At 69.1% G+C, this 16,516-nt stretch carries 19 protein-coding genes; 6 read left to right on the top strand and 13 right to left on the bottom strand.

Translation table 11 applies throughout. From position 1 onward, the window contains the following. Positions 1–3 precede the first annotated feature (3 nt). The 3 genes from RJ03_RS10020 to RJ03_RS10010 all read left to right on the top strand — a co-directional run bounded on the left by RJ03_RS10020 (position 4) and on the right by RJ03_RS10010 (position 1,874). The gene (locus RJ03_RS10020) at positions 4–585 is read left to right on the top strand and encodes a phenylacetaldoxime dehydratase family protein (protein ID WP_051024519.1); all 582 of its coding nucleotides are present in this window, start codon (positions 4–6) and stop codon (positions 583–585) included. 147 nt (positions 586–732) lie between these two features. Continuing rightward, positions 733–1,362: an arsenate reductase/protein-tyrosine-phosphatase family protein gene (locus tag RJ03_RS10015; protein WP_036500531.1), complete on the top strand. Its 630-nt coding sequence runs from the start codon at positions 733–735 to the stop codon at positions 1,360–1,362. Between the two features lie 107 nt (positions 1,363–1,469). Next, positions 1,470–1,874, top strand: a complete 405-nt coding sequence (locus RJ03_RS10010; protein WP_036500529.1) for a hypothetical protein — start codon at positions 1,470–1,472, stop codon at positions 1,872–1,874. Positions 1,875–1,885: 11 nt separating this feature from the next. Here RJ03_RS10010 and RJ03_RS10005 read toward each other — a convergent pair whose 3' ends face one another. The 9 genes from RJ03_RS10005 to RJ03_RS09965 all read right to left on the bottom strand — a co-directional run bounded on the left by RJ03_RS10005 (position 1,886) and on the right by RJ03_RS09965 (position 11,565). Next, positions 1,886–2,794 (bottom strand): acyl-CoA thioesterase, encoded by a 909-nt coding sequence (locus RJ03_RS10005; RefSeq protein ID WP_051024518.1) that lies wholly within the window; start codon positions 2,792–2,794, stop codon positions 1,886–1,888. Between the two features lies 1 nt (position 2,795). Then, the gene (gene pyk, locus RJ03_RS10000) at positions 2,796–4,217 is read right to left on the bottom strand and encodes a pyruvate kinase (RefSeq protein ID WP_083870718.1); all 1,422 of its coding nucleotides are present in this window, start codon (positions 4,215–4,217) and stop codon (positions 2,796–2,798) included. Positions 4,218–4,319: 102 nt separating this feature from the next. Then, complete coding sequence (locus RJ03_RS38940; protein ID WP_036500527.1) at positions 4,320–4,799, bottom strand: TM2 domain-containing protein; 480 nt, start codon at positions 4,797–4,799, stop codon at positions 4,320–4,322. A 31-nt stretch (positions 4,800–4,830) separates the two neighbouring features. Next, the gene (lgt, locus tag RJ03_RS09990) at positions 4,831–6,108 is read right to left on the bottom strand and encodes a prolipoprotein diacylglyceryl transferase (RefSeq protein ID WP_083870716.1); all 1,278 of its coding nucleotides are present in this window, start codon (positions 6,106–6,108) and stop codon (positions 4,831–4,833) included. Between the two features lie 50 nt (positions 6,109–6,158). Beyond that, complete coding sequence (gene trpA, locus RJ03_RS09985; protein ID WP_036500525.1) at positions 6,159–6,950, bottom strand: tryptophan synthase subunit alpha; 792 nt, start codon at positions 6,948–6,950, stop codon at positions 6,159–6,161. Beyond that, a complete protein-coding gene (gene trpB / locus RJ03_RS09980; protein WP_036500523.1) occupies positions 6,947–8,221 on the bottom strand; it encodes a tryptophan synthase subunit beta in 1,275 nt (424 codons plus the stop codon). The genes trpA and trpB overlap by 4 nt, the downstream gene beginning before the upstream one ends. Continuing rightward, positions 8,218–9,042, bottom strand: a complete 825-nt coding sequence (gene trpC / locus RJ03_RS09975; RefSeq protein WP_036500521.1) for an indole-3-glycerol phosphate synthase TrpC — start codon at positions 9,040–9,042, stop codon at positions 8,218–8,220. Before trpC ends, trpB begins: the two co-directional genes overlap by 4 nt. A gap of 151 nt (positions 9,043–9,193) precedes the next feature. Next, positions 9,194–9,991, bottom strand: coding sequence for a TIGR02234 family membrane protein (locus tag RJ03_RS09970; RefSeq protein ID WP_083870715.1), 798 nt, complete (start codon positions 9,989–9,991; stop codon positions 9,194–9,196). Next, complete coding sequence (locus tag RJ03_RS09965; protein ID WP_373281688.1) at positions 9,988–11,565, bottom strand: anthranilate synthase component I; 1,578 nt, start codon at positions 11,563–11,565, stop codon at positions 9,988–9,990. The genes RJ03_RS09970 and RJ03_RS09965 overlap by 4 nt, the downstream gene beginning before the upstream one ends. Positions 11,566–11,664: 99 nt before the next feature. Between RJ03_RS09965 and RJ03_RS09960 the strand changes: the two genes are divergently transcribed. The 3 genes from RJ03_RS09960 to RJ03_RS09950 all read left to right on the top strand — a co-directional run bounded on the left by RJ03_RS09960 (position 11,665) and on the right by RJ03_RS09950 (position 13,542). After that, positions 11,665–12,141 carry a peroxiredoxin gene (locus RJ03_RS09960; protein ID WP_036500592.1) on the top strand — a complete coding sequence of 159 codons (477 nt, stop codon included), beginning with the start codon at positions 11,665–11,667 and terminating at the stop codon, positions 12,139–12,141. Positions 12,142–12,270: 129 nt separating this feature from the next. After that, entirely contained in the window at positions 12,271–12,867 is a 597-nt protein-coding gene (locus RJ03_RS09955; protein WP_036500519.1) for a hypothetical protein, read from the top strand. A gap of 150 nt (positions 12,868–13,017) precedes the next feature. Then, entirely contained in the window at positions 13,018–13,542 is a 525-nt protein-coding gene (locus tag RJ03_RS09950; protein ID WP_232329396.1) for a MarR family winged helix-turn-helix transcriptional regulator, read from the top strand. A 5-nt stretch (positions 13,543–13,547) separates the two neighbouring features. On the opposite strand, the gene hisI is transcribed toward RJ03_RS09950, so the two are convergent. From hisI to priA, 4 genes are all read right to left on the bottom strand, one after another. Next, complete coding sequence (hisI, locus tag RJ03_RS09945) at positions 13,548–13,895, bottom strand: phosphoribosyl-AMP cyclohydrolase (protein WP_036500517.1); 348 nt, start codon at positions 13,893–13,895, stop codon at positions 13,548–13,550. A gap of 61 nt (positions 13,896–13,956) precedes the next feature. Further along, the gene (gene hisF, locus RJ03_RS09940) at positions 13,957–14,730 is read right to left on the bottom strand and encodes an imidazole glycerol phosphate synthase subunit HisF (RefSeq protein WP_036500515.1); all 774 of its coding nucleotides are present in this window, start codon (positions 14,728–14,730) and stop codon (positions 13,957–13,959) included. After that, positions 14,727–15,569, bottom strand: a complete 843-nt coding sequence (locus RJ03_RS09935; protein WP_036500513.1) for an inositol monophosphatase family protein — start codon at positions 15,567–15,569, stop codon at positions 14,727–14,729. Before RJ03_RS09935 ends, hisF begins: the two co-directional genes overlap by 4 nt. Before the next feature lies 1 nt (position 15,570). Further along, complete coding sequence (priA, locus tag RJ03_RS09930; RefSeq protein ID WP_030514642.1) at positions 15,571–16,302, bottom strand: bifunctional 1-(5-phosphoribosyl)-5-((5-phosphoribosylamino)methylideneamino)imidazole-4-carboxamide isomerase/phosphoribosylanthranilate isomerase PriA; 732 nt, start codon at positions 16,300–16,302, stop codon at positions 15,571–15,573. Between the last annotated feature and the right edge of the window lie 214 nt (positions 16,303–16,516).

Below are 16,516 nucleotides of genomic sequence, written 5' to 3'. Positions count from 1 at the left end.
CGTATGCGGGTGAACCGGCTCACCGCTGATCTTTCGGGATATCCCGATCTGGTGGTGATCTATCTGGGGATGCGGGTGCGGACCCCGCGGGGGATGCTGCGTCTGCTCGGCCTCGGGCCGAAACTGTATCGCTCCCATCATGATCGGCCCGACGGGCTGCTGCGGCACGAGGACATCATCTGGTCGCTGTTCCCACCACACTGGGGCGCCCGCCAATACTGGCGTGACCTGGACAGCCTGGAGCGCTGGACCCGTTCCCAGCCGCACCGCGACTGGTGGCAGCGGTTCCTGCGCGACTCCGGCGGCACCGGATTCTGGCACGAGGCCTACTTCCTGCGCGGCGGCATCGACACCATGTACGACGATATGACCACGCCCACCGGCCTGGGCGCCGTCGCCCCGACGCGGGCGATGCGCGGACCGCTGTTCAGTGCGCGCGGCCGGGCCCACGACAACGCCGCCCGCGCCGGCGCGGACAGCGCGCACCTCGGTGCGGAGCCGACGGTCGCGCCCGTCGTCGAGGAAGCCTCCTACTATCGAAACGCTTCCGGCGCCGAGGGTTCCGATGCGGACCGGCAGCCGTAGCGCCACACCCGTCGCGCAGCCGGTCAGCGAAAATCCGGCAAACGGTCGGACGCGACCCGCTACGGGCAGTTGAACATCGCGTAAAATCAGCGGTTTTCGGCCGTCCCCGGCTTCTGCCGCGGGGCGCGGCCACCTACCGTAGCAGTCATGCACGTCCTGTTCGTCTGCTCCGGCAACGTCTGCCGCTCGGTGATCGCCGAACGTCTGACCCGCGCCGTCGCCGCCGAACACGGTCTCGACGACCTGACCGCCGAGAGCGCCGGCACCCGCGCACTCGTCGGCTTCGGCGTCGATCCCCTTGCGGCACAGATCATCACGGGCCTCGGCGGCGATCCTGGCAACTTTTCAGCACGCAAGGTGAAACCGGAGATGGTCGCGCGCGCGGATCTCGTGCTCGCGATGACCGAGCAGATCCGCGACCACATCATCGACCTGGTTCCGAATGCCCGGTCCCGGACCTTCACGCTGCTCGAGGCCTACCGGGTGGCGAAGGTCTCCGGCGCTCGCACGATCGCCCACATCGACAGTGCCCGAAACGATCTCGCACTGGTGGGGCGGGAGAACATCGCCGACCCGGTCGGGCTGTCGAGCGAAAAGTACTGTGCCGTCGGCGATCGGATCGCCGAGACGCTGGTCCCGCTGCTGCTCGCGCTGCACGCTCATCGTGACCCGGGTCGCACGGAGTCCGGCCGGCCCCGGCTGGTCCTGCTACCCGGCGGGCGCATCGAGACCCCGCCGTGGGGTATCGAGCCCGTGCGAATCGGCCGTCACGCCTGAACAATCCGGCGCCGGGCATGCCGCTCTCCCGCGGATCGGGATCCGGGGTTAGACTCCCCGCGGAAACTGCCGACGCCGATGGTTCGACACCGGAACAGGACACAGGCATGCCGAAACGAATTTCGGATGTTTCACTCCATGTTTACGTCACACCGGAAACGCTCGACCGCGTCGTGCACGCCGTGCGCTGCCTGGTCGACGACCACCTCGCCGAACACGATGTTTTCGCCTGGCGCTTCACCCTGCCCGTCGACGCCGATCAACCCGATCACACGGTGCTGGAGACCCAGTGGCGCCTGGAACACCCCCACCGCGACCCCGGCTCGCGGCGCACCTACGAGATCGCGCTCAGCCTGGTGGGCGATCCCGATCAGCTGACCGAATCCGGCCTGGCCGCACTCGAGCATCGACTGGTCCTCGGGATCGCCACCACCGCCGACGCCGTTCCCTACACGATTTCGGCTCTCCATCGCGACAGCTACGACTTCGACGAGAACCGCGAACGCCTCTAACCGCCGCTGGGCTATTTGCCGCGCGCCGGGAAGTGCCTGATCACGCCTTCCTGCACCACGGTGGCCAACAGCTCACCGGCCCGCGAGTAGAAGTGACCGGTGGCCAGACCGCGCGAACCGGCGGCCACCGGTGACTGCGTCGCGTACAGGGCCCAGTCGTCGAAGCGGAACGGACGGTGGAACCAGATCGAGTGGTTCACCGTGGCGGCCACGATCCGGTCGTGACCCCACGACAACCCGTGCGTGGTGATGATCGAATCCAGCACCGTGGTGTCGGACGAATACCCCAGCGTCGCAACGTGGATCAGCGGATCGTCGGGCAGTTCGCCGTCGGCCTTCATCCACACGCGGTTGTGGTTGAGGGTGCCGCCGGTGCCCTTGAGGATCCACGCCGGATCGTTGGTGTAGCGCATGTCGATCGGATGCGGCGCCTGCACGAACATCTGCAGTTTGTCCTCGAGCCCGGAAAAAGACTCCTCCACCCGGGGTAGCCCGTCCGGATCGGGCACCTGCGGCTGCGGGCTGGCGTGTTCCAGGCCCTTGGCCCAGTCCTGGAACGCCGCCAGCATCACGAACAGTTCCTGATCGCCCTGATACGCCGTCACCGTGCGATTGGCGAAGGCACGCCCGTCACGATGGCGTTCGACCCGGTATTCGATCGGTTTGCGCACATCCCCGCCGCGCACGAAATGCGCGTTGACCGCATGCACCGGGCGCCCCGGCCCGACCGTGCGACCGGCCGCGATGATCGCCTGCGCCACCAGCTGGCCGCCGAAGGTGCGACTCCACACCTTCTCCGGATGGTGACCGAGGAAAACGTCCTCGCCGATCTCCTCGAGTTCGAGCAGGCCGAGCAGGACGGCGAGATCGCCCCCGCTCTCGCGGCCGGTGCCGACCGATTCGCCCAGTGATGCACTCACCTCAGTGGTCCTCCTCGCCGATGCGATGCACGTGGATCAGGTTCGTGGAGCCGACGGTTCCCGGCGGAGAACCGGCCACGATCACCACGAGGTCGCCCTTGGCGTAGCGATTCAGCGACAGCAGTTCCTTGTCGACCTGGCCGATCATCTCGTCGGTGGTACCGACCGGCGGGACGATGAAGGTTTCCACACCCCAGGTCAGCGCCAGCTGACTGCGCACATCCGGCAGCGGGGTGAACGCCAGCAGCGGCAGCGTGGTGTGCAGGCGTGCCAGCCGGCGCACGGTGTCACCGGATTGGGTGAACGCCACCAGCGCCTTGGCGTTGAGCCGCTCGCCGATGTCGCGGGCCGCATAGGAGATCACGCCGCGCTTGGTGCGCGGGACGTGGGTCAGCGGCGGCACCCGGGTCGAGGATTCGGATTCCACGGCGTGCACGATGCGCGCCATCGTGCGCACCGTCTCGATCGGATACTGGCCGACCGAGGTCTCACCGGAGAGCATGACCGCGTCCGCGCCGTCGAGCACGGCGTTGGCGACATCGGAGGCCTCGGCGCGGGTCGGGCGGGAGTTGCCGATCATCGACTCCAGCATCTGGGTGGCGACGATGACGGGTTTCGCGTTCTCCCTTGCCATCTGGATGGACCGCTTCTGCACCAGCGGCACCTGCTCGAGCGGCAGCTCGACGCCGAGGTCGCCACGGGCCACCATGATCGCGTCGAACGCGAGCACGATCGCCTCGAGATTGTCGATGGCTTCGGGCTTTTCGAGTTTGCCGATCACCGGCACCCGGCGGCCTACGCGATCCATGATGTCGTGGACCAGCTCGACGTCCGACGGCGACCGCACGAACGACAGGGCGATGAAGTCCACGCCCAGCCGCAGGGCGAATTCCAGATCCTCGATGTCCTTGTCGGACAACGCCGGAACCGAAACGTCCATACCCGGCAGCGAGACGCCCTTGTTGTTGGAGACCGGACCACCCTCGGTCACACGGCACACCACGTCGTTGCCCTCGACGCGGATCACGGTCAGGCCGACCTTGCCGTCGTCGACGAGCAGCCGGTCACCGGCCTTGGCGTCCTCGGATAGTTGTTTGTAGGTGGTGGAGACGCGATCGTGGGTGCCTTCCACGTCGTCGACCGTGATCCGCACCTCCTCGCCCGTCGCCCACACGGTGCGGCCGTCGATGAATCGGCCCAAGCGGATCTTCGGTCCCTGCAGGTCGGCGAGAATGCCGACCGCACGGCCCATCTGCTCGGCGGCGTGCCGCACCTTGTGATAGTTCTCGGCGTGATCGGCGTGTTCTCCGTGACTGAAATTCAACCGGGCCACGTCCATGCCACTGTCGACAAGTTCACGGATCCGGTCCTCGGTGGCGGTGGCCGGCCCGAGGGTGCACACAATCTTTGTCCGTCGCATCACGAGCCGAGCCTAGTCCTGCCGCCGCGGTGGCGCTGATCGGCACTCCCGCCACTGTCAATCGACGAAAATATGACGCACATCACATATTCCCCGGCATGGTCGTCACTCCTGCAGCGGACGGTTGTACGGGTCGCGAACTTTGCCGGTGAGGATCATGATCGCGTCGATGAACGGCCAGATGCCGCCCAGACCGCAGGTGAACAGCGTGACCAGCAGCTGGGCGACGCCGATACCGGTGTAGCCGAGGTAGAACCGGCCGATCCCGAGGCCGCCGACGAACAGTTGCAGCAGCCCGGCGGTGAGCTTCGACTTGTCCGAGAACGGTTCGCCGTACATGTTGCGCCCGTACGGCGCTTCCGGATCCATGCCGTACGGCGCGGGCGGGTAGCCCGGGGCGGGAGCGTAGGGCTGGGCATACGGGTCGACGGGCTGGCCGTAGGGCTGGCTGTAGCCGTAGGGGCCGGATTCGGCACCGGTTCCGTAGGGGCCAGCTGGGCCGTAGCCGCCCGGATTCCCCGGTCCGGTACCCGGTGCACCGTACTGCGGGCCGTAGCCGGGCTGCGGCTGATAGGGGTCGGTCACGAAGTCCTCCTGGTTCGAGCGGTCGGCCCGCTCAGTTCTTGTCCGCCTTCTTCCGGCCCGGCTTACCCGACTTGCCCTCGGCCCGCCGCTCACTGTCCCCGGCGCTGGTGACACCGGCCGCATCCTTGTCATCGGCGGGCGGATCCAGTTCGTTGCCGGTCGACGCCGAATCGGAGGGGCCGGCGGTGGACTCGTCCGATTCGCCGGATACGGAGCCGGCGGCCGCGGGGTCGGACTCGTCGGCCTTCCCGGCCGGGCTCACATCATCCGTGGGTTTCGCGGCGTCGCCGGAGTCGTCGCCGTCGGCGGATTCATCGGCCGCGACCGCCGCTGCGCTCTCGGTCGCAGCGGATTGCTGTCCGGCGGCGCCGTGCCGGCGCAGGGCGCCGATCTGCCAGGGCCAGGGGCGCTCGCCGCCGGCGGCGAGCTGGGCGGCGGTTTCGCGGCCCTTGGTGGCGAGGGCGAAATACGCCAGGGCACACAGGAATACGATCGCCGAAGTGTAGGAGTTGACCCGGATGCCGAAGATGTGGGTGGCCTCGTCGTCGCGCAGCAGTTCGACCCAGAAGCGGCCGAAGGTGTAGATCGCCACGTACAGCGCGAACAGGCGGCCGTGGCCGATCCGCCACCGTTTGTCGACCATCACCAGCACCAGGACGCCGAGCAGATTCCAGATCAGCTCGTAGAGGAAGGTCGGCTGCACGACCTTCTCCACCACGCCGGTGGAGACGCCGTTCATCATGTCGAGCCGGCCGTCGGAGTCGAACCGCAGATAGATCTCGAGGCCCCAGGGCAGATCGGTCTTGCGGCCGTAGAGTTCCTGATTGAAGTAGTTGCCGAGGCGGCCGATGGCCTGGGCGAGCAGAATCGCCGGGGCGATGGCATCACCGAAGGCGGGCAACGGAATTCGATACACGCGGCAGCCGATCCAGGCGCCGATGCCGCCGAGCAGCACCGCGCCCCAGATGCCGAGGCCGCCCTCCCAGATCTTCAGCGCGTTGATCGGATGGCCGCCGGCGCCGAAGTACTTCTCCCAGTCGGTGGCCACGTGGTAGAGCCGGCCGCCGACGAGTCCGAACGGCACGGCGAACATCGCCACGTCGAGCACCTTGCCCGGCTCGCCGCCGCGCTCGCGCCAGCGCCGCTCACCCCACCAGATCGCGACGATGATGCCGATGATGATGCAGATCGCATAGGCACGCAGCGGGAACGGCCCCACATCCCATACGCCTCGCGGCGGACTGGGAATATAGGCCAGTACCGCCCCACCGTGCACGTCGACGCCGTCTGCCAGGACTGGAAAAGTCACGGGCCCCACCGTAACGGAGGGTGCGCCCGCCGCCCAGTTCGCGTCGGCGATCAGCTGGTGACGGTCGCCGACCGCACGCCCTCGGCGAGTTCCGCGGTGAGCGTCCGGACCTGGTCCAGACCCCGTCCCGCGGCTGTCACCAGCGCCGAGCCGACGATGACTCCGTCGGCATAGGAAGCGATTTCGGCCGCCTGCGCACCGCTGCGCACACCCAGGCCGACACCGACCGGGATATCGGAGTGGGCACGCACCCGCGCGCACAGTTCCGGGGCCGCCGAGGACACCGCGTCGCGCGCGCCGGTGACGCCCATGGTGGAGGCGGCGTAGAGGAATCCGCTACTGGCCTCGATGGTCTTGACCAGACGCTCCTCGGTGGAGGACGGGGCGACCAGGAAGATGCGGTCCAGATCGTGGGCGCGGGAGGCGTCGAACCACTCCCCCGCCTCCTCGGGAATGAGGTTGGGGGTGATCAGCCCGAGCCCGCCGGCCGCGGCCAGATCGCGGGCGAAGCGGTCGACGCCGTACTGCAGCACCGGATTCCAGTAGGTCATCACCACGGCGTTGCCCCCGGCGGCCGTGATCGCCTCGACGACGGTGAACACGTCACGCACGCGCACCCCGCCGCGCAGGGCCTGCTCGGTGGCGGCCTGGATGGTGGGGCCGTCCATCACCGGATCCGAATAGGCGATACCGACTTCGATGATGTCGCAACCGGATTCGACCATCGCGGTGCACACGTCGATGGATCCGGCCAGGTCCGGGTAACCCGCGGGCAGATATCCGATCAGCGCGGCGCGGCCCTCGCCGCGGCTGGCCGCGAAGGTCGATTCCAGACGGCTCACGAGCGATTCTCCTCCGGGGCGGCGGCGTCGTCGAACAGGCCGAACCAGCGCGCCGCGGTATCCATGTCCTTGTCGCCACGTCCGGACAGATTCACCAGAATGATTGCGCCCGGACCCAATTCGCGCCCCAGCTGCAACGCGCCGGCCACCGCGTGCGCCGATTCGATGGCCGGGATGATGCCCTCGGTACGCGAGAGCAGCAGCAGCGCGTCCATCGCCTCGACATCGGTGATCGGCCGGTACTCGGCGCGGCCGATGTCCTTCAGGTAGGCGTGTTCGGGCCCGACGCCGGGATAGTCCAGACCGGCCGAGATGGAATGCGATTCGATGGTCTGGCCGTCCTCGTCCTGCAGCAGGTACGAGTAGGCGCCCTGGAACGCACCCGGCCGGCCGCCGGCGAAAGTGGCTGCGTGCCTGCCGGTTTCGACACCGTCACCGGCCGCCTCGTAGCCGATCAGGCGCACGCCCTCGTCGTCGAGGAACGGGTGGAAGATGCCGATCGCGTTCGATCCACCACCCACGCACGCCACCACGGCGTCGGGAAGGCGCCCGGTCTGCGTCTGTACCTGCACCCGCGCCTCCAGGCCGACGACGCGCTGGAAATCGCGCACCATCAGCGGGAACGGATGCGGGCCTGCCGCGGTGCCGAAGCAGTAGTAGGTCTCCGAGGCATTGGTGACCCAATCGCGCAGCGCCTCGTTGATCGCGTCCTTCAAGGTCTGCGAGCCGGTGGTCACCGACACCACGTCGGCGCCCAGCAGCCGCATCCGCGCGACGTTGAGCGCCTGGCGCGCGGTGTCGACCGCGCCCATGTAGATCACGCATTCGAGGCCGAGCAGCGCACAGGCGGTGGCGGTCGCGACGCCGTGCTGACCGGCGCCGGTCTCGGCGATGACGCGCGTCTTGCCCATCCGCTGGGCGAGCAGCGCCTGGCCCAGCACGTTGTTGATCTTGTGCGAACCGGTGTGGTTCAGATCCTCGCGCTTGAGCAGGATGCGGGCGCCGCCGGCGTGCTCGGAGAGCCGCTTGCATTCGAAGACCGGCGAGGGCCGGCCCGCGTAATCGCGCTGCAGCCGGTCGAGTTCGGCCAGGAAATCGGGATCCAGGCGCGACTTGTCGTATTCGGCGGAGACCTCCTCGATCACCGCCATCAGCGCCTCGGGCACGTGCCGGCCGCCGTAGACGCCGAAGTGGCCGCCGATATCCGGTTCGTGGCTGCGATGGGTGACGCCCTCGCTGGCCTGAGGCAGCTGCTCGTGCACGCCGGTCATCGGGTGACACCCCGCCGCAGCGGACGCGGGCAGGACGGATGGGTGCCGGCGGTCACCAGCTCGGAGACGGCGGAACGCGGATCGCCACTGGTCACGAGGCTCTCGCCGACCAGCACCGCATCGGCGCCGGCGCCGGCGTAGGCGAGCAGATCGGCGGTGCCGCTGACGCCGGATTCGGCGACCCGGATGACCTCGGTGGGTAGTCCGGGCGCGATGCGCGCGAAGACGTCGCGATCGACCTCGAGGGTCTTCAGGTTGCGGGCGTTCACGCCGATGACCGAGGCGCCGGCGGTCAGTGCGCGGTCGGCCTCCTCCTCGGTGTGCACCTCGACCAGCGCGGTCATACCCAGCGATTCGGTGCGATCGATGAGCGAGGCCAGGACGTCCTGTTCCAGGGCGGCCACGATCAGCAGGATCACGTCCGCGCCGTGGGCACGGGCCTCGTGGATCTGGTACGGGCCGACGACGAAGTCCTTGCGCAGGATCGGCACGTCGACGACCGCGCGGACCGCGTCCAGATCGTCGAGCGAGCCGTGGAAGCGGCGACCCTCGGTCAGCACGCTGATGATGCGCGCGCCCCCGTCCTCGTAGGACTTCGCCAGGCTGGCCGGGTCCGGGATGTCGGCGAGCTCACCCTTCGAGGGGCTGGCGCGCTTGACCTCGGCGATGACTCCGATCCCGTCCGCGTGCAGCGCGGCGAGCGCATCGCGCGGCGAGGGTGCCGCGGCGGCGGCCTTCTTGACGGCCTGGAAATCCAGGAGGGCTTCCCGAGCGGCCACATCCGCGCGGACCCCGTCGAGAATCGAGTCGAGTACCGTCATCTGGCTCGAATCCTTTCTGGGGAGACGGACTTGCTACCTGAGAATCCCCCCAGGTGCTGTCTCACCGATGCTGATAAAGAGTAAATGGAGGTGTTCACCGAGCCGACGGCGGGGTGTGACGCCTGCCGCCCGGCGCGCCGTGATAAAGCGCTCATCGGCCCGCCTCGTCGTCGGTCGGGTCGGCGCCCGCGTCGAGCGCGTCCCACAGCACACGCTGCGAGAGTTCGCCCGACTCCGGCTCCGGGGCGTGCGGGGCTGACGCCGGCGTCGCCGGGCGCGGTGCGTCGGCGACCTTCGCGGCCGACTCCGTCTCACCCGTGCGGCGCAGTTCGGCGACCTGTTCGGCGGCGGCGGCCCGGCGGAACACCGGGTTGTCGTACTTACCCGACATGCGGGCCGTCGTTTCGGGCATGCGGGCCAGCAGCACTCCGGCGGCGAAGGCCGCGAGCGCACCGGCGACGCTGAGCGCGGCCGGGAAGGTGGCCGCCGTGGCGGCGTCGACATGCGCGCGGGCGGGCAGTTCGGCGAGCCGGGCGGCGCGTTCGGCGAGCTTGCCGTGCTGGGTCAGCAGGGCCAGGCCGGGCACCGCGGCGACCGCGGCGACCAGCGCCACCACCACACCGATCAGCCGGCGCAGCCAGCCCTTGGTGGCGAACACGGCCGCGATCGACGCCAGTAGCACCAGCGCCAGCGGTGTGAGCGCGCCGAACCAGAGACCGCCGTCGAGATGCTGGGTGCGCGGTTCGGTCAGACCATCGGAGGACCGCAGTGTCACCCAGGTCATGCGCGAGGAGCCCCACAGCGCGGCCGCGCCGACCGCGAGCAGGAGGACCGGCAGCACCGGACGGGCGCGTTTCGTGGACGACGTGCCGTTCGTGCCCGGCGCGGACGTGCTCTCCGGCTGGTCCGGCGAATGTCGTTGGGCTGGATCGGATTCCGAGTTGCTCATAGCAGGGTGCCGTCGGGTTCAGGGGTGAAGGTGCGCACGGTGCGCGCGGCGGCGACGGCCTTGAGGACGGCCATCGCCTTGTTGCGCGACTCCTCGTCCTCGTAGTCGGGCTGGGAGTCGGCGACGATGCCGGCACCGGCCTGCACATAGGCGATGCCGTCCTTGAGCAGCGCGGTGCGGATCGCGATCGCGGTATCGGCGTCGCCGGCGAAGTCGAGGTAGCCGACGACCCCGGCGTAGACGCCGCGGCGGGTGGGCTCGTTCTCCTCGATCAGCTCCATGGCCCGCACCTTCGGCGCACCGGAGAGCGTGCCGGCCGGGAAGCAGGCGCGCACGGCGTCGAGGGCGATGCGACCCGCCGCCAGCCGCCCGGTGACCGTGGACACCAGATGCATCACGTGGCTGTAGCGCTCGATGTGGCGGTATTCGGTGACGCGTACGGTGCCCGGTTCGCACACCCGGCCCAGGTCGTTGCGGCCCAGGTCGACGAGCATGAGGTGTTCGGCGTTCTCCTTCTCGTCGGAGAGCAGATCCTTCTCGAGCAGCACGTCGTCCTCCTCGGTGGCGCCGCGCCACCGAGTGCCGGCGATCGGATGTGTCGTCGCCACACCGTCTTTCACCGTCACCAGCGATTCCGGACTCGAGCCGACGATGGAGAACGCGGTGCCGCCCGCGCCGTCGGGAATGTGCATCAGATACATGTACGGGCTCGGATTCGAGGCGCGCAGCATCCGGTACACATCGCGCGGTTCGCCGTCGAAGTCCATTTCGAACCGCTGCGACAACACCACCTGGAACGCCTCGCCGGCCTCGATCTCGCCGACCAGCCGCCGCACGCCCGCACCGAAATCCTCGCTGGTGCGGCGGCGGATGTAGTCCGGCTCGGGACGGTCGAATACGGAGACGGTCGATTCGGCGGGCGCGGCCAGCGCCGCGGTCATCCGGTCGAGCCGGGCGACGGCGTCGTCGTAGGCCTCGTCGACGCGTTCGTCGGTGCCGTTCCAGTTCACCGCGTTGGCGATCAGCGTGATCGCGCCCTCGTGATGGTCGAAGGCGGCCAGATCCGCCGCGAGCAGCATCACCATCTCCGGAACCCGCAGATCGTCGATGGTCAGCTCCGGCAGCCGCTCGATGCGGCGCACGATGTCGTAGCCCAGATAGCCGACCAGACCACCGGTCAGCGGCGGCAGGCCGGGCAGGCGCTCGGTGCGCAGCAGTTCCAGGGTGTCGTGCAGCGCCTCCAGCGGATCACCCCCGGCCGGTGCGTCGGCGGGTGTGGCGCCCAGCCACGCCGCCTGGCCGTCGACGACCGTCAGCGCGGTCGGGCTGCCGGCGCCGATGAACGACCAGCGCGACCACGAACGACCGTTCTCGGCCGACTCCAGCAGGAAGGTGCCGGGCCGGTCCGCGGCCAGCTTCCGGTAGGCGGACAGCGGGGTCTCCGAATCCGCCAGCACCTTGCGCGTCACCGGCACTACGCGGTGCGCGGCCGCCAGCACGCGGAACTGGTCCCGGGTGGTGGTGGTTGCGGTTTCCGGACGGTCGAATGCGGCGCCGTGCATATCGCTCATCATTCCAGTCGGCCGCAACCGAGATTCCCTGGCCCCGTCGCGACCCCACACGTGGTCCGCGACGGGTACCGGGCGAGGGTGCCGACCGGTACCCTCGCGATTGTGAAAAAAGGCCAGCGCGCACCCGGGTTCGAACTTCCCGATCAGACCGGCACCGTCCGGTCGCTCGATTCGTTGCTGGCCGACGGACCGCTGACGCTGTTCTTCTTCCCCGCCGCCAACACCCCCGTGTGCACCGCGGAGGCCTGCCACTTCCGTGATCTGACAAGCGAATTCGCGGCTCTGGGCGCCAGTTGCGCGGGAATCAGCACCGATTCGGTCGACACCCAGGCCGGTTTCGCACAGTCGCAGACCCTCGGCTATCCGTTGCTGTCCGATCGCGACGGTGCGGTGGCGGAACGGTTCGGCGTCAAACGTTCCGGGGCGATCGGCGGGCTGCTCGGCAACTTCCTGCCGGTGAAGCGGCAGACCTTCGTGATCGATACCGACCGCACCGTCCTCGCGGTGATCTCGGGCGAACTGCGCGCCAACGTCCACGCCGACGCCGCGCTGGCCGCCCTGCGCGAGCACCAGGCCTGAATCGACCGCTGGACACACCCCGGGCCGCCCCGGATGCGCCCCTCGTTTTCCCTGGTGAGAGCGCATGGACGACGTGACACGACCCGATTCTCCCGGCGTCTGCGCGGGCCCCGCGCATACGCTGGATTCATGACATCGACGAGCTCCCTCACGAACTCCGGGACCAAACCCCGAGCCACCGTGTGGCGGAATCGAGCCCTCGGCCTGCTCGCGGTCATCATCGTGCTGGTCGTCGCCTATTTCGTGCTGTCGGCCTTCATTCCGCGCTGGTGGGCGCAGCGGATCGCCGGCATGTCCGGACACGGCAGCTTCGCCCAGGGCATCTGGTCGGGCCTGGCGGTCGGGTTCCTGTGCACGCTGATCCCCCTGGTGCTCCTGCTGGGCGCGGTACGGGTGTGGCGCACCCGAGCCGGCAAGTTCGCCGCCGGCGCCGCGGCGGTGCTGGCGTTGATCGTGGCGCTGCCCAATCTGATGACGCTGACCATCGTGCTGGGCGGCAACAGCGCCGCGCACGCCGGGGAACGCGTCCTCGACGTCGATGCGCCCGGCTTCCGCGGCGCCTCGCTGGTCGGCGCCATCGTGGCGGCGGCGATCTTCGTGATCCTGCTCGTGCTACTGCTACGCAAACAGTGGCGGGCGCGTTCGGCCCGCCGCGCCGAAGCCGGCGTGGTCACCGCACCCGACACCGCTAACGCCACGCGGCCACCAGGCGATATCAAGGAGTGAACCCGACAGCGTCGCGATCGCGCCCCGGCGTGATAGCTGTCACGTCACCGGCAACCGGGCTGACCGTCGAGCGAAGTCGTGGCAAACTTGTTGGTCGCGAGTGACGGTGAACTGCGATTTACGTCACTGGGCTGCAAGAGAGGGCGCGAAGTGACGGAATGGCTCAATCCCACCGAACGGCGAGCGTGGCGGACTCTGGTCGCGCTGACCACGCGATTACCCGCGGCGATGGATACCCAGCTGCAACGCGAAGCCGGTATGACGCATTTCGAGTATTTTCTGATGGCCCTGCTGTCCGAGGAGCCCGGACATCGGCTGCAACTCAGCGAACTGGCGAATAGGGCAAACGCATCGCTATCACGGTTGTCGCATGTGGTGACGAAGCTGGAACGGCTGGGCTGGGCGCGCCGCGACGCGGTGCGCGGCCGCCGCGGCGCCTATGCCGTGCTCACCGACGAGGGTTTCGAACAGGTGCAGAAGGCCACTCCCGCCTATCTGGAAGGAGTGCGGGGGCTGGTCTTCGACGGAATCGACGATGAGCAGGTCGACCAGCTGCTCACCCTCGGAGAGGCCCTCGTGGCGCAACTCGACGCGGGCCTGTCCCGGGGTATCGGCCGCGCCGACGGACTGCCCGACCCCCCGTCCGCCGAAGCCACGGCCGGCGCCGCCGGCTGACCGGTTCAGGTCGCGTCGGCGAGCAGCAGATCCCCGTCCCAGCAGGTGTGGGTGCCGGTGTGGCAGGCCGCGCCCTGCTGGTCGACGATCAGCAGCACGGCATCGCCGTCACAGTCCAGCCGCACCTCGTGCACGTACTGCGTATGCCCCGACGTCTCGCCCTTGACCCAGTACTGCTGCCGCGAACGCGAGTAGTAGGTGGCCTTGCGGGTGGCGAGGGTGCGGGCCAGGGCCTCGTCGTCCATCCACGCCATCATCAGCACATCGCCGGTGCCGCGTTCCTGTGCGATCGCCGCGACCAGGCCCGCCTCGTTGCGCTTGAGCCGGGCGGCGACGGCGGGATCCAAACTCATACCCATCGTTATACCTGTCCTGTCGGTGCCGTTCGCCCTCTGCCGAGGGTGCCGTTCGCCCTCAGCGGACGGTGATGCCCTCGGTTCGCATCGCGTCTTTGACCTGCGGAATCGTCAGGTCACCGAAGTGGAAGACGCTCGCGGCCAATACCGCGTCGGCGCCGGTCCGCACCGCGGGCGCGAAATGGTCGACCTCTCCGGCGCCGCCGCTGGCGATGATCGGCACCGAGACGGCGGCACGCACCGCGCTGATCATCGGCAGGTCGAAACCGCCCTTGGTGCCGTCGGCGTCCATCGAGTTGAGCAGGATCTCGCCGACCCCCAGTTCGGCGCCGCGCACCGCCCACTCGACCGCGTCGATGCCGGTGCCGCGTTTACCGCCGTGGGTGGTCACCTCCCACCCGGACGGGGTCGGCGAGCCGGTGTCGGGCACACGCCGCGCATCCACCGACAGCACGATGCACTGCGAGCCGAAGCGCTGCGACATCTCGCGCAGGATCTCCGGATTCGCGATCGCCGCGGTGTTCACCGACACCTTGTCCGCGCCCGCGCGCAGCAGCCGGTCCACATCCTCGACCGTGCGCACGCCGCCGCCCACGGTGAGCGGAATGAAGATCTGCTCGGCGGTGCGGGTCACCACGTCGATCATGGTGCCCCGATCGCCGCTCGACGCCGTGACGTCGAGGAAGGTGAGCTCGTCGGCGCCCTGGGCATCGTAGGCGGCGGCCAGTTCCACCGGGTCGCCGGCATCGCGCAGATTCTCGAAGTTCACGCCTTTGACCACCCGGCCGGCGTCGACGTCCAGGCACGGGATCACGCGTACCGCCAGAGTCATTGCGTCCCTTCCGAATTCTCGTTGCGCTCGGAGGCGCGGTCGACGGCGCTGTCGATCATGTCCAGGAGTTCTTCGTGCACCCCGGGCGCGGCGGCCAGCACCGACCGCGAGGTGATCGACCATTCTTCGCCGCGCAGATCGGTCACCACACCGCCCGCGGCGCGCACCAGCGCCACTCCGGCGGCGTTGTCCCACGGATGGTGGCCGAAGACGACCGCGCCGCCCAGCACCCCGGAGGCGGTGTAGGCCAGGTCGATGCCGGTGGATCCGTGCATGCGCACCCGGCTCGACAACCGGCTCAGGGCACCCAGCAGGTCGAAGCGGAACCGGCCCGGGATCCGGCCGTGGGCGTCGATGTTGAACGCGCCGAAGCCGATCATCGACTCCGCGAGACGGCCGTGTTCCAAGGGCGGCAACGGTTTTCCGTTGAGCAGCAGCGGGCCACCGGCCGCCGCGGCGTAGCGGCGGTCCAGCAGCGGCAGCCAGGTCAGACCGAGGACGGGCTGTCCGTCGGCCACCAGCGCCAGCAGCATCGCCGACAGCGGATGGCCCGCGGAGTAGTTGAAGGTGCCGTCGATGGGGTCGAGCACCCACGCGGTGCCCGAACTCAGTTCCGGCCCGCCGAACTCCTCGCCGTGCACCGGAATTCCGGTGCGCTCGGCCAACTGCTGCGACAGTGTGCGCTCGAGTTCCAGATCCAGGGCGGTGGCGAAGTCGCCGCGGCCCTTCTGGACCGCGCTCGGCGCCCCCAGCCCTTCGACGAAACGCGGTGCCGCACCGTCCAATATCTCGCTCGCCGTCGCGAGCAGCGCGGCCGGGTCGGAGACGGCGGCGGTCACGTCAGCGAACCGCGTCCAGCGCCTCGGGCAGCGTGAAACGCCCGGCGTACAAGGCTTTTCCGACGATCGCGCCTTCCACTCCGTCGGACACCAGCCCGGAGATGGCCCGCAGATCGTCGAGGGTGGAGACGCCGCCGGAGGCGATCACCGGTGCCTCGGTGGCCGCGCACACCTGCCGCAGAATGTCGAGGTTGGGGCCCTGCAGGGTGCCGTCCTTGCTCACGTCGGTGACCACGTAGCGGGCGCAGCCGTCGCGTTCCAGGCGCTCGAGCACCTCCCACAGGTCGCCGCCGTCGCTCACCCAGCCACGGCCCCGCAACCGGTAGTCACCGTCGATGATCCGCACGTCCAGGCCGACCGCGACCCGGTCGCCGTATTCGGCGATGGCGCGGGCGCACCACTGCGGATCCTCGAGTGCGGCGGTACCCAGGTTGACCCGGGCACATCCGGTGGCCATCGCGGCCTTCAGCGAGTCGTCGTCGCGGATGCCGCCGGACAGCTCGACCTTCACATCCAGCTCACCGACGACCTCGGCGAGCAGTTCGCGGTTGGAGCCGCGTCCGAAGGCCGCGTCCAGGTCGACCAGATGCACCCATTCGGCACCCGCCTCCTGCCAGGCCAGCGCGGCATCGCGGGGGGCGCCGTAGCTGGTTTCGCTGCCGGCCTCCCCCTGAACCAGGCGCACGGCCTCACCATTGGCGACATCGACGGCGGGTAGCAGCACAAGACTCACGTGTGCAGCCTACTGGCTACCGGTTGGCGTCGCGGTGCCGGGATGGCGCATATGGGACGCCGGTCACTGCCTGCGGGGACGAGCATCACACGTTTGAGCTGGACAACGGCGGGCAATCCGAAGTCTGCGTGTGTCACTGTGCGCAGGAGGTCCAGACCGGCGGCTTCCGCGTACGTACCCTGGGTCGGGGGCACGTACTGCCATCGTTGTCGAC

The sequence above is a fragment of the Nocardia aobensis NBRC 100429 genome (assembly GCF_000308375.1).
Lineage (GTDB): Bacteria > Actinomycetota > Actinomycetes > Mycobacteriales > Mycobacteriaceae > Nocardia > Nocardia aobensis.
The sequence above is the reverse complement of the archived record's forward strand: the minus strand, read 5'-3'. Positions and strand labels throughout refer to the sequence as shown.